Raw genomic sequence first — 13288 nt, 5'->3', positions numbered from 1 at the left:
GGACAGCATCGGACAGGGGAGAGAAGGACGATGAACACAGAGGCGATGTTTGACAGGGTCCCCCCGCAAAATCTTGAAGCTGAGCAAGCGGTCCTGGGGGCCATTCTGCTGCAGGCCGAGGCATTGGTTACTGCTATGGAACGGCTGCGGAGCGAAGATTTCTATTCATCTGAGCATCAGATGATTTATGAAGCGATGGTAGAGCTTGGTGAAAGCAATCAGCCGATTGACCTGGTTACGCTGACATCCTGGCTGCAGGACAGGCAGCAACTAGAAGAGGCCGGTGGCGTCACGTATCTGGCGAAGCTGGCAAGCGGTGTGCCGACTGCGGCCAACGTCGATTATTATGCCCAGATCGTGGAGGAAAAATCACTACTCCGGCGCCTGATCCGGACGGCGACGCAAATCGTGCAGAACGGGTACGCGGCGACGGATGAAGTCGGTATACTGCTGAATGAAGCGGAGCAGCGCATACTCGAAATATCGAACCGGCGTTCAAGCAGCGGCTTCGTATCCATCCGGGATGTACTGATGGAAGTATTCGAACGGGTAGAATTTCTGTACAGTCATAAGGGCGGTACGACGGGAATCCCGTCCGGCTTCCCGGATCTCGATAAGATGACCTCCGGCTTTCAGCGGAGTGACCTGATTATTGTTGCTGCCCGTCCTTCGGTCGGCAAGACGGCCTTCGCACTGAACATCGCCCAGAACGTAGGCGTCCGGGCACGCGAGGCCGTGGCGATCTTCAGTCTGGAGATGTCCGCGGCCCAGCTGGTACAGCGTATGGTCTGTGCAGAGTCCAATGTAGATGCTGGCCGCATGCGGACAGGCTACCTGGAAGGTGATGACTGGGAGAAGCTGACGATGGCGATCGGGGCCTTGTCAGAGGCGGAGATCTATATCGATGATACGCCTGGCATTACGGTGGCCGATATTCGCGCCAAGTGCCGCAGACTGAAGAAGGAGAAGGGGCTCGGCATGATTCTGATCGACTACCTCCAACTGATTCAGGGACGCGGCAAGGCGGGGGAGAACCGCCAGCAGGAAGTATCGGAAATTTCCCGTACCCTCAAGCAGATTGCCCGTGAGCTGGAAGTGCCGGTTATTGCCCTGTCCCAGTTAAGCCGGGGCGTGGAGCAGCGGCAGGACAAGCGTCCGATGATGTCTGACCTCCGGGAATCCGGTTCGATCGAGCAGGATGCCGACATCGTCGCGTTCCTGTACCGGGATGATTACTATGACAAGGAAACCGAGAAGAAGAATATTATCGAGATCATTATCGCCAAGCAGCGGAATGGTCCGGTTGGTACGGTCGAGCTTGTCTTCCTGAAGAACTTTAACAAATTCGTCAGTCTCGACCACTCGGGACAGCAGCAGCCGGGCGTCGCCTAGAGGCGGATGCCCGATAGAGATATTGAGCTTGGATAGACAGCAGCCCGGCCGGCAGGCCGGGCTTTTGTTATGCGCAGGCTGGCGCACGAGAGCCGCTGCAGTTCGTCAGAAGGCTTGACCGGGCGGCTCTGAACAGTCCCTTCATAAGAATAGCCTGTTGGAGCAATTATCACCATACTGCCCTGCGAGGGGTAGGATGGAATCGTTTTTCTTAGCCAGGATCAGACCGAAATCCGAACGTTCGTATATATGGTCTACTGATTGTTCGTTTTTGTTGACAGGGGTAGGGTGGACTGCTACACTAGTATTGCTGCCTTTCAGAAGTGCGGAGAATCTGCGCTGCAGGGCGGTAAATTTCGGTGTCATGGAACACTGAGCGGAGGTATGCCATGTCTACGGTTGTTGTTGTCGGAACCCAATGGGGAGACGAAGGGAAAGGCAAAATTACCGACTATTTGGCTGAAGGCGCAGACGTTGTCGCCCGTTACCAAGGCGGTAACAATGCCGGCCATACGATTCTCATCGGTGACAAGAAATATAAGCTGACGATGATTCCGTCCGGAATATTCAATGATGATAAGCTGTGTGTAATCGGGAACGGGATGGTTATTAATCCGGCTGCGCTAATTGATGAGATCAATTACATTCACGATAATGGCTTTTCGACGGACAATCTGAAGATCAGCGACCGTGCGCATGTCATTATGCCGTACCACATGGTCCTCGATGGTTTGGAGGAAGACCGTAAAGGCGACAACAAAATCGGGACGACCCGTAAAGGGATTGGTCCTTGTTATATGGATAAAGCGGCCCGCAGCGGTGTGCGTATCGCCGACCTGATGGACGCGGAGGACTTCACGGCGAAGGTGCGCCAATTGGTTAAGGAGAAGAATCAGGTTATTCAGCAGGTATACGGCGGTGAGCCTGTGGATGCTGAATCGATCATTCAGGAGTATCTCGGTTATGCCGAAACGCTGCGCAAGTATGTAACAGATACATCGGTTGTCCTGAATGATGCCATTGACGAAGGCAAGAAAATTCTCTTCGAAGGCGCGCAGGGCGTCATGCTGGATATTGACCAGGGTACATATCCGTTCGTGACCTCGTCTAATCCGAGCGCCGGCGGCGTATGTATCGGTTCGGGTGTTGGACCGGCACGCATCCGCCAGGTTATTGGAGTAGCGAAGGCCTACACGACCCGTGTTGGCGACGGACCGTTCCCGACTGAGCTTCACAATGAGACAGGCAACGAAATTCGTGAACGTGGACATGAGTACGGGACAGTGACCGGACGTCCGCGGCGTGTCGGCTGGTTCGATAGTGTTGTAGTTCGCCATGCCCGCAGAGTCAGCGGAATCACAGGACTGTCGCTGAACTCGCTTGATGTGCTCACAGGACTGGAGACAGTGAAGATCTGCACAGGCTACAAGTACCGCGGCGAGATCATTACGCACTACCCGGCAAGCCTGAAGATGCTGTCCGAATGCGAGGCTGTCTATGAAGAGCTTCCGGGCTGGAGCGAGGATATCTCGGGCGCGAAGACGCTGGATGACCTGCCGGCGACAACCCGTCGTTATCTGGAGCGTGTATCGGAGCTGACAGGTATTCCAATTGCGATCTTCTCTGTTGGCCGGAACCGCGAGCAGACGAATCCGCTGATCAACGTGTATGATGTATAATCATACCGAATAAGAGAATAATAGGCCTGTTTTCCTTATCGGTGATAAGAAAAGCAGGCCTTTTGCTGCGCTTATTAAAGCCGCTGATTCTAACAATTTCTCTCAGACTACGAATGGCGCCGCCCGGGTTGGTCCATACTGGTAGATATGTCCACTTTGCAAGGGACAGTATGGAGTAAAGGATGGATGGCTCATGATGTGGTGGAAAATGGCGGGATGGCTCGGCAAGGCGGTGGCTTCCGCGCTGATCGTCAGCTTTTTGGCGATTTGGACGACGGGTTATATCGTAAACAGCTATGTAGAGGCACTGATAAAAGATTATAACCTGCCAATGAAGACACAGCCCTTCGCACTGTCCGGTGTTTGGGGCAAGCTGTGGGGTGCGGACGAAGCGGAAGACGGCAGAATGACAGCGGAGGCCGGTCAAGAGGACGGCAGCAGCCGTGATGCAAACCCGTCGAAGAGCAGTGGCGATGGCAGCGGATATTCGGAGCATGGCAGCAGCGCTGGCCGGGATGCTGAAGGAGATGCCAGAGATGGCGGTCAGGAGAATCAGACCGACACCAGCGGAGGCGATGATCCGGCTGCTAATCCGTTCCAGGACGAAGGGATGAACTCGGAAGCTTCGACAGACGGAACCGATGGCCAAGCAGATCCGGATTCGGGGCAGACTGATCAGCTCACAGACGCCGGAAGCGGTGACAACAGCGGACTGGATGGGGATGAAGCCAAGGCGGAGACTGGGTCCGGAACAGGATCACAGGCGCAGTCAGCACAGGGCGAAGCAGTAATTACGCCGGAAGAGCTGGCCAGAGCGAAGGATCAGATGAGCGAGGAAGACCGGAACAAGCTGTTCGCAATGCTGGTCAGCAAGCTTCCGCAATCGGAATGGCAGACGATCTCTACCTATGTGGAGAGCGGCTTGACCGATGAGGAGATGACTAACATTCAACAGATTGTTGCCAAGCATCTGGACCGGGAAGAATATGAGGAATTAATGGACATTCTGAAAAAATATTAATCGAGGGATGGTTTCAGTGCGGTTGCCGCTGCTGCAAATGTTGTGATACAGTAAAAGGCGTAATCTCCCGGACAGGGATTTTTCGTCTGTTCCAAGACGAATGAACGATTACATCATTGGGTGGAACAAAGGAGAAGAACATGACCGTTCACAGGCATACAAACCGGAAGAGCAAAGCAGGCAAGGGACTTAAGAAGCCCGCGCCGGATACCCGGTTGCAAGACTTGAATGGCAAGCAGCAGCAAGCCGCAAGCTGGAAGAGCGCTGTTAAGGGGCTTCTTCGCAAACCAGTCCTACTTGCCGGAGGAGCATTGGTACTCCTCTCTGCCGCCGGATTTGGCGGCCATTATTATGTTAAGAGCAATACCGTAGAATATTATTATGTCTACCAGGATGGAGCCCAGCTGGGAACCGTACACGCTCCTGAAGCTGTCGAGCAGCTGATGGAAGATAAGCGCAAGGAAGCAAGTGCGGCCAATCCGGGCCTCAATATGGCACTGGATGCCGGCGAGCTGTCATACATAAAGGCAAGCGGGTTCAAAGCAAAGCCGGAGACAGAAGCGACGCTGGATAAGCTGGAGGACCACATCACAAGCCATGCCGTTGGCGTGGAGGTACGGGTAGACGGCAAGCTTATTGGCATTGCCAAGGATCAGCAGACCGCAGATCTGGTGTTGAAACGAGTGCAGTCCAAGTACGTGCCGGAGAAGAATACAGCGGCAGACAAGTTAGAGGTTACGGCACTCGCATACAGTGCACAACCGGCAGCAGCCGCCCCCAAGACAGAGGTGGCCGAGGTTGGCTTTGTAGAGGAGGTTAAGCTGTCTTCCACGAAGGTGTCGCCAGAGCGCATTCAAGATGCGGATACGCTGTACAGCCGTCTGGTGACAGGGAGTGCGGAGGATACGGTTTACACCGTCCAAGAAGGTGACTGCATTGGCTGTATCGCGAGCAAGTTCTCCATCTCTCCGCAAGTTATCTATCAGAATAACCCCTGGATCAAGGATGACATGATCAAGGTAGGGGACGAGCTCGACTTGACCGTTCTTCAGCCGCAGATTACCGTGCAGACCATCGAGAATGTGACTGAAACGGAAACAATCGAGCCAGCGGTTATTGTCCAGAAGAACGATGAGATGCGCGAGGGCGAACGCAAGACGATCCGCAAGGGTGTCAGCGGCTCGAAGAAGGTTACCTACAAGCTCGTGAAGAAGAACGGCTACCTGATGAGTGAAGAGCTGGTAGATGAGGAGATCGTTAAACCAGCTGTACCGGCTATCATTATGAAGGGCACGAAGGTCGTACGGGGCGAGGGCACGGGCGAGTTTGCCTGGCCGGTCAGCGGTGCCCGGTTGACAAGCAGCTACGGACCGCGCTGGGGAAGACAGCACAAAGGGATCGATCTGGTCGGAAACAGCAGTATTCTGGCAGCCGATGACGGGGTAGTGGAATTTGCTGGAACGAAGAATGGGCTTGGCAAGGTTGTCTTTATTGATCATAAGAATGGATTCAAGACAGTTTACGCTCATCTGGACTCTATCAATGTCAGCGAAGGCGATGTCGTAGAGAAGGGCGACAAGCTGGGCGTAATGGGTAACACGGGCCATTCGACCGGTACTCACCTGCACTTTGAGATTCATAAGGATGGCAAGGTACAGAACCCGATCAACTATCTGTAAGCGGATAGACGCAGCCGGCTGCATGTGAGCAGCCGGCTGCTTTATTTTGCCCTGTCCAATGTCAATGTCCTCCGCTGGGAGGGCTTCAGCCTATGTGGTAAAATAGTAGGTAGAGTAGAACGAACAGGTGGTGGGAGCATGCAGGGCAAGATACTGGTGGTAGATGATGAACAGCCAATTGCAGATATATTGAAATTCAATCTGGAGAAGGAAGGCTTCGAGGTCATATGCGCCTTTGACGGAGGAGAGGCTGTGCAGCTGGCCTATGCGGAAAAGCCGGACCTCATCCTGCTGGATCTCATGCTTCCGGTCAAGGACGGCATGGATGTGTGCCGCGAGGTGCGCAGCCGCATGCAAACCCCGATTATTATGCTTACAGCAAAGGATACAGAGCTGGACAAGGTGCTGGGTCTGGAGCTGGGTGCTGATGATTACGTCACCAAGCCCTTCAGTACAAGAGAGCTGCTAGCCCGGGTGAAAGCCCATCTGCGGCGGCAGCAGAAGCTGCAGACGGCAGGAGTAAATGCGGAAGCTGCCCAGGCGGAGAAGCAGGGGCTTAAGCTATTCAACCTGTTCATTGATACGGATATGTATGTCGTCTATAAGGACGGCGAGCCGCTCGATCTGACACACCGGGAATATGAGCTCGTCTATTATATGGCCCGCAACAGCGGGAAGGTCATGACGCGTGAGCATCTTCTGCAGGCAGTCTGGGGATTCGAATATTTTGGTGATGTACGTACCGTAGATGTGACGATCCGGAGGCTGCGCGAGAAGATTGAGGATGATCCAAGCAGGCCGGAATATATACTTACCCGGCGCGGACTCGGCTATATGATGCGTAATCCGAAGTCAGGAGGGTTCATCCCCGGATGATGCGAGGAATTCGGCTGTTCCGCACCGTTCAGGTGAAGCTCATTATTATCTATGTGCTGCTGATCCTGATTGCCATGCAGCTGATCGGCGTGTATTTCATCAGTACGATGAAGACATCGCTGGCTGCTTCCTTCACGAATAACCTGAATGAACAGACGAACATGCTGACGGTTCTGGTCGAGCAGACGCTGGGTTCAGCAGAGCGGGAACAGAACGAGGTGCCGGATGAGCAGCTTGGCGACGATCTCAGCAGCCTGCTCAGCTCCCTGTTCAACTTCAGCCAGGCGGACATTCAGATTCTGGATGCCAGCGGCAGGGTGCTTGCCACCTCTAATGCCCAGCAATCCTATGTCGGGCGGAAAAACACCACCCTTGCCGTAAGCCGCGCGCTTCAGGGAATACGCGAAAATGAGCAGGACATCGTGGATGAGGACAATGTCCGCAAGAAGGTAATCGCAAGGCCGGCCTTCGATAACGGCAAGGTGGTCGGTGCGGTTTACATCGTCGCATCCATGAAGGAGCTGTTCGAGACGGTGAACCGGATTAACCGGATCTTCATGTCCGGCATGCTGATCGCGCTTGGACTAACCGGCATCCTGGGCATACTGCTTGCCCATACGATCACGAACCCGATCAAGGGGCTCACCCGGCAGGCGGTTGCCGTAGCGGAAGGCAGGTTCGATCATAAGGTGCCGGTCTATGGAGATGATGAGATCGGGCAGCTGAGCCACGCCTTCAACAATATGACGGGGAGGCTGCAGGAAGCCCTGTCCGCCAACGAGGAAGAGAAGGAGAAGCTGGCTTCGATTCTGGCCAACATGAGTGACGGGGTAGTGGCAGCGGACGAGAATAATAGAGTGATCCTGATGAACCGGCGAGCCAAGGAGATGCTTGAGGTGAAGGAAGGGACAGGCACTCCGCTGTCCGAGCTGATCGGCATTTCGGATGAGAAGGTAACGGAGCTTCAGATGGGGGTCGAGCATTCGACGGTGATTCGCAAGGAGCTTGAGGGTGACGAGGATGAGTGGCTGCTGCGCATCACCTGTACCCCGATCAGCCGCCGGGACAAGACGATGGCCGGCACGATTGCTGTTCTTCAGGATGTTACCGAGCAGGAGAAGATGGAACGCTCCAGGCGTGAATTCGTGGCGAACGTGTCGCATGAGCTGCGTACGCCGCTTACGACGATCAAGAGCTATATTGAAGCGCTGGATGACGGCGCATTGGAGGACAGGGAGCTTGCCGGAAGGTTCGTCGGCGTCATCCGCGGGGAATCGGAACGGATGATCCGGCTTGTGACCGATTTGCTGCATCTGTCGAGACTGGACTCGAATCAGGCGCCGCTCCGGCGCAAGGCGGTCCACGTGAGGGAATTGCTGGAGGAGGTGTCCGACCGCTTCTCATTCCAGATGAGACAGAAGTCCATTGGCAGCTCCGTGCTGATTGAGAACGGCATTGAGAACATCTGGATCGACCGCGATCAGATTGACCAGGTCCTTGATAACCTGATGTCCAATGCCATCAAATATACGATGGACGGCGGTCATATCGAGATAGCCGCACGCAAGCCGGATGCCGGATCAATCTCCATCAGTGTGAAGGATAACGGGATTGGTATTCCATCCAAGGATTTGGCACGGATATTTGAGCGCTTCTACCGGGTGGATAAAGCCCGTTCCCGCAATGCGGGAGGCACCGGTCTTGGTCTGTCTATTGCCCGGGAAATCATTAAGGCGCACGGCGGGACAGTAGAACTGGAATCGGAGTGGAATGAAGGCACAACGGTTACGTTCACGCTTCCGACGCTTCACGAAGGGAGCCAGGGGTCATGATGGAGCGGGTGAAGACGACAGCGCTTATTATTCTTGTTGTTCTGAGTCTGATACAGAGCTATTTTCTCGCGTACAGCTTCCCGAATCTCGGCGCCCGTGTCAAGGTTGAGCAGGAGTATGTGCAGACCGAGACGATGGGACAGAAGCAGCGCGTAGAGCATGTGATTTTCCCGGAGGATATCGTCCTCCATGCGGGCGGCAACCGGCATACGCTGCTGTATCCGAACACCGTGACCTTCAATGAAATCATGAAGCGGTTTGAAGAGGTGGAGTTCAGCGGCTTCCTTAGGCACACAGCCGACAGCTATGACTGGGCCAAGGCCAGCACGGAAGGAATCGGGGCTGAGCTGCGCTTCGGAAGCGGTGTCCCGGTATCTCTGCTCCAGAAGTTCTACGATCTTGATGGAGACTTCCTGTTCCTGGGGGATACGATCGAGAGGATCTGGGTCATGAAGCGGCCGAATCAGGATACTGTGGAGACGTTCTTCTTCAGCTCGGACGGGAAGACGGTCTATGAATCAGTCAGGGAAGTGTTGACGCTTCAGGATGTGCAGGAGTTCGCCAGTTACGGTTCCTACTTGCCCTCTTATCAGCTGTGGAGAGGATCGGTCTACCTGCCGGAGACGGCGGTTGAGACGATTGAATCCTCGTTCGGCTATACCGCCTATTCGCCGGAGCAGATGCAGCGCAACCTGTTCTTCGACCCGGAGAAAACGCGGAACCTGGAGGACTGGAACGGCTCCCAGATCTATACGGACGGCAAACGCGGGCTGCAGCTGGGCTCTGGCGGCACCTGGATGGTGTACACTGACCCTGTAGCTCCGCTCGACAGCCCGAATGACCTGGGGGAAAACATGCTCGCCGGACTGCAGTTTGTGAACGATCATGGCGGCTGGGACGGACGTCACCGATATGTGGTGCCTGCCGATCCGGATGATGGCCGGATCATCCTCTTCCAGCAGTATTATGACCGGTATCCGGTGCTGGGATCGGAGGATTTTGAATACGGGCATATCCGCTTGGTCGTGCAGCAGGGGGTTGTTAGCGAATTTGAACGCTCGCTGCTGACCCGCGGGGAGCGGAGCGGCCGGACGACTGAACGCTGGCTTCCCGGTTCGGGAAGTGTGATCGAAGAGCTGGAGCGGTATCCACGCCACCGAGAGGTGGTGGCGGTCTTCCCGGCGCAGCAGGTAACCCCGACAGACGAGGGGGAGCTGCATTTTGCACCGGTATGGGCGGTGCGCCTATCGGATGGCACGGAGCATAAGCTGATGGATGCGATGCCGGCTGGAACTGTTCCGGAGCAGCCGCTGAAGAAGCTTCCCAAGCTGCAGTTCAATCAGACGGGTCAGCCTGCGGATGAAGGAAGCGGGCTTAAGGGGGGCGGCTCTGGAGGCGATAGTGTACTCCCGCTGCTTCCGGATCCCCGTTCTGGAGCGGGTGCTCCCGCCGCCGAAGAAGCAAATGGATAATCTGTTAGACGAGACTTTGATACTGGCAGACTGGTACAGCCAGCCATGGCAGAGCCGGGAGAGGGAGATGTAACGAATGGATTGGAGCCGCGCGAAGAGTGTATTGATCATATCATTCCTGCTGCTGAATATGCTCCTTGGCTACCAGCTCTGGCTGGATATCCGTGAACGGCTGAACGCCAATGTGGATCTCTCGGCTCTCCCGCTGGAGGCGGCTGTGAAGATGCAGGAGAAAAAAATCCGGCTTGAGGCCAGTATTCCGACGGATACGCCCAAGCTGGAGGATCTGACATTCCGTTATACGCAGAAGGCGGGTGACGGGAATAAAGTCGAACTTGATATTCCAGTTTCCAGCAGGATTGTCTTTAACAAGAGCGAATTATTAGAAGGTATGGGGGATATCATTCCCGATCTTGAGCTGTACGGCTTCGACGCTTACATGAGCGACAGCAGCAGCGCGGTGTTCTACCGGCTGCATAACGGGCTGCCGATGTTTGATGTCAGGATGAAGCTCTATTACAGCAATCAGCAGATTATAGCCTATCAGCAGAACCGGGTCGAAATCATTCCCGGTGACGATGAACGAGAAGGACAAGCAGTGCTGCCGGCGGCGACCGTCGTGGCGCATTTGATCGATAAATATTTGCAGACAGGATCAGTGGTGACCGACATTCAGCTCGGCTATCACGGACAAATTTTCAACTCGGACATCCAGGTCTCGGCACCGTCGTGGCGCGTGCTGCTGGAGGATGGCAGCGGTTATTACGTCAATGCGATCAGTGCCGAGGTTACCCAGATGAAGGATAATGTCCTTCTGGATTGATGGGACGGGGAGAGAAAGGACAGGACAACAATAGATGGGCATACGGTTTACTGTTCTTGCCAGCGGTTCAACAGGGAACGCAACGATTGTGCAGACCGACGAGGCGACGATACTGGTTGATGCCGGGCTCAGCGCGAAGAAGCTGGAAGGATTAATGAAGGAACGCGGCGTCAGCGGACAAGATATAGACGGCATATTTGTTACACATGAGCATTCGGATCATATTAAAGGATTAGGGGCATTCGCCCGCAAGCATGACCTTCCGGTCTATGCCAATGAAGCAACCTGGCATGCGCTGGATAAGCATGTCGGCCAGATTGCCGACCAGAAGAGGTTCATTGTGCCGACAGGCGGTATAGTCGAGTTCGGCGAGCTGCGGGTTGAGTCTTATCCCATCTCGCATGATGCGGCTGAGCCGGTCGGGTACTGTTTTCAAGATGGGGATTATAAGCTAAGCCTGGTAACCGACCTTGGCTATGTAAGCGATAAGGTGAAACGGGCCGTAGAGGACTCCGATGTAATGGTGCTCGAATCCAATCACGACATCGGGATGCTGCGGATGGGCAGATACCCGTGGAACATTAAGCGGCGGATCTTAAGCGATATCGGGCATCTGTCCAATGAGGCAGCCGGAGAAGCGGTGTGCGAGCTGATGACCGACCGCACCAAACGCGTCTATCTGGCTCACCTAAGCCTTGATCATAACTTGATGGAACTAGCCCGTGTAACTGTTAATTCTATTATGGAGGATCACGGCATATTCTTTAAAAGGGACGAGTGTTTTCTGAACCACACCTACCATGACCGGCCTACCCCATGGGACGAAGTAAGGAAGAAATAGCGGCCTCGGACTCCGCGTCCAGTGCAGCAGCTTTACGCTCCAGTTCATCCCTTGTGATGAGTCCCTTATCCATGAGGATGTCGAGCATGGAATGGAAGGCCAGAAGCATCTGGTAATGCTGATCCTTCATATCGGCAAGCTTGGCGGTCATATTGACTTGATCCCAGGCAGACACAGGCAAATGCTGCATCAATATCATCTCCTCTTGTGATGTCAAATGTTTAGTACAGATTCGTATAGGGAATTCTAGTACTCTTACTATTGTAATCCGTTCTGCCGAAAACATTCCTATAAGTCTAAAAATAGTCTTGATGCAAGGCATCGAGAGGAGCGATAGATATGAGCTTGTTCGACGACGATTTTTATTCCACGAGGGTATCCCGCCGGGTCCGTTCACGCAAGGATGAATGGGGTATTCCGGCAAAACGCAGCTGGGGAGCGGTGCGGATCGCGTTCGTCTCCTCCTTCGTCAGCGCGATGGCCGCTGTGCTGATGTTCGGCTTCATCTACGGCTATGACAGCGGCGGCCCGGCCGGCGGCACACAGACTGGCGGCGCTGCGCCGATTCAGACCGCTGATCCGTTCGAGCGTACCATTCAGGCAGCAGCGGTGGTCAGGCCAGCTGTCGTAAGCATCATTAATGAACAGCTGCTGCCGCAGGGAAAAGGCTTGTGGAGCGGTGAGGATGGGACGGAAGAGGAGCTGGACAGCGGGGAAGAAGCCGAGCTTCAGCAGGCGAGCCTGGGCTCCGGTGTTATTTTTAAGAAGTCAGACGGTAAAGCTTATATTATTACGAATTATCACGTCGTCGAAGGCGCTCATATCTTGAAGGCAATGCTTGTGAATGGCGAAGTTAGGGAAGCCAAGGTCGTGGGAATGGATCAGATTACTGACCTGGCTGTGCTTGAGATAGATAGCAGGGGCATTGATACGGTTGCCGCGATCGGCGATTCGATGAAGCTTCGGGACGGGGAAACGGTAATCGCGATAGGCAATCCGCTTGGGCTCGGTGACTCCCTGACGATGGGAATTGTGAGCAAAAGCAAACGCACGATTCCTGTATCGCTGAATCAGGATGGCAATTATGACTGGGAGCAGGAGGTCATTCAGATTGACGCTTCCATCAACCAAGGCAACAGCGGCGGGGCACTGGTTAATCTTAGCGGCGAGGTTGTTGGTATAAACAGCATGAAAGTCGCAGATTATGGTGTCGAGGGGATTGGTTTTGCAATTCCGATGAACAGCGCTCTTCCTGTTGTGGATTCTCTAATGGAGTATGGCAAGGTGCTTCGCCCTTATCTGGGCGTCTATACACTGGATCTGGAACAGTATCTGTCGCAGCAGCCGGGAGCGGCATGGACAGATGAGGAAGAGACCGGGGAAGAGGCGGAGCCTCCTGCCGGGAATGAGCTGAACCTCCCGAAGGATGTAACCGAAGGTGTTATTGTCCTGGAGTCGCTGGGGCCGGCTAAGGAAGCAGGGCTTGCCTTCAATGATGTGATTGTGAAGCTGGACCGCCAGCCGATCGGCAGCACGATGGAGCTTCGGAAGTATCTGTATAGTAAGAAGGAAATCGGCGACACCATTGACGTAACCTTTTACCGGGATGGCAAGTTGAAGACAACGACATTCAAGCTGGGCGAGAAGGACAACGAAGAGGAGTAAGACGCGCT

11 protein-coding genes are annotated in these 13288 nt (G+C 54.5%); 10 read left to right on the top strand and 1 reads right to left on the bottom strand.

The window, feature by feature from the left end:
• Positions 1 to 30 precede the first annotated feature (30 nt).
• The 9 genes from dnaB (at position 31) to L1N82_RS12875 (ending at position 11615) form a co-directional block, all read left to right on the top strand.
• Positions 31 to 1392 carry a replicative DNA helicase gene (gene dnaB, locus L1N82_RS12915; protein ID WP_235287786.1) on the top strand — a complete coding sequence of 454 codons (1362 nt, stop codon included), beginning with the start codon at positions 31 to 33 and terminating at the stop codon, positions 1390 to 1392.
• Positions 1393 to 1781: 389 nt separating this feature from the next.
• Positions 1782 to 3071 (top strand): adenylosuccinate synthase, encoded by a 1290-nt coding sequence (locus L1N82_RS12910; protein ID WP_235287785.1) that lies wholly within the window; start codon positions 1782 to 1784, stop codon positions 3069 to 3071.
• A gap of 193 nt (positions 3072 to 3264) precedes the next feature.
• Positions 3265 to 4092: a hypothetical protein gene (locus tag L1N82_RS12905; protein WP_235287784.1), complete on the top strand. Its 828-nt coding sequence runs from the start codon at positions 3265 to 3267 to the stop codon at positions 4090 to 4092.
• A gap of 140 nt (positions 4093 to 4232) precedes the next feature.
• Complete coding sequence (locus L1N82_RS12900; RefSeq protein WP_235287783.1) at positions 4233 to 5771, top strand: M23 family metallopeptidase; 1539 nt, start codon at positions 4233 to 4235, stop codon at positions 5769 to 5771.
• A 138-nt stretch (positions 5772 to 5909) separates the two neighbouring features.
• Positions 5910 to 6647, top strand: coding sequence for a response regulator YycF (yycF, locus tag L1N82_RS12895; RefSeq protein ID WP_235287782.1), 738 nt, complete (start codon positions 5910 to 5912; stop codon positions 6645 to 6647).
• Positions 6647 to 8479, top strand: a complete 1833-nt coding sequence (walK, locus tag L1N82_RS12890) for a cell wall metabolism sensor histidine kinase WalK (protein WP_235287848.1) — start codon at positions 6647 to 6649, stop codon at positions 8477 to 8479. The genes yycF and walK overlap by 1 nt, the downstream gene beginning before the upstream one ends.
• Positions 8476 to 9951, top strand: coding sequence for a YycH family regulatory protein (locus L1N82_RS12885; protein ID WP_235287781.1), 1476 nt, complete (start codon positions 8476 to 8478; stop codon positions 9949 to 9951). Before walK ends, L1N82_RS12885 begins: the two co-directional genes overlap by 4 nt.
• A gap of 76 nt (positions 9952 to 10027) precedes the next feature.
• On the top strand, positions 10028 to 10774 hold the full coding sequence (gene yycI, locus L1N82_RS12880) for a two-component system regulatory protein YycI (RefSeq protein WP_235287780.1): 747 nt from the start codon (positions 10028 to 10030) through the stop codon (positions 10772 to 10774).
• 34 nt (positions 10775 to 10808) lie between these two features.
• On the top strand, positions 10809 to 11615 hold the full coding sequence (locus tag L1N82_RS12875; RefSeq protein ID WP_235287779.1) for an MBL fold metallo-hydrolase: 807 nt from the start codon (positions 10809 to 10811) through the stop codon (positions 11613 to 11615).
• On the opposite strand, the gene L1N82_RS12870 is transcribed toward L1N82_RS12875, so the two are convergent.
• Positions 11584 to 11805 carry a hypothetical protein gene (locus L1N82_RS12870; RefSeq protein ID WP_235287778.1) on the bottom strand — a complete coding sequence of 74 codons (222 nt, stop codon included), beginning with the start codon at positions 11803 to 11805 and terminating at the stop codon, positions 11584 to 11586. The two genes, L1N82_RS12875 and L1N82_RS12870, sit on opposite strands and share 32 nt — an antisense overlap.
• Before the next feature lie 149 nt (positions 11806 to 11954).
• Here L1N82_RS12870 and L1N82_RS12865 point away from each other — a divergent pair, with 149 nt between their 5' ends.
• A complete protein-coding gene (locus tag L1N82_RS12865) occupies positions 11955 to 13280 on the top strand; it encodes a S1C family serine protease (RefSeq protein ID WP_235287777.1) in 1326 nt (441 codons plus the stop codon).
• The last annotated feature ends 8 nt before the right edge of the window (positions 13281 to 13288 follow it).

It is taken from the genome of Paenibacillus tarimensis (assembly GCF_021532315.1).
GTDB classification, from domain to species: Bacteria; Bacillota; Bacilli; order Paenibacillales; family Paenibacillaceae; genus Paenibacillus_I; species Paenibacillus_I tarimensis.
Note: the sequence above shows the minus strand (reverse complement) of the source record. Positions and strands in the feature narration are given on the sequence as shown.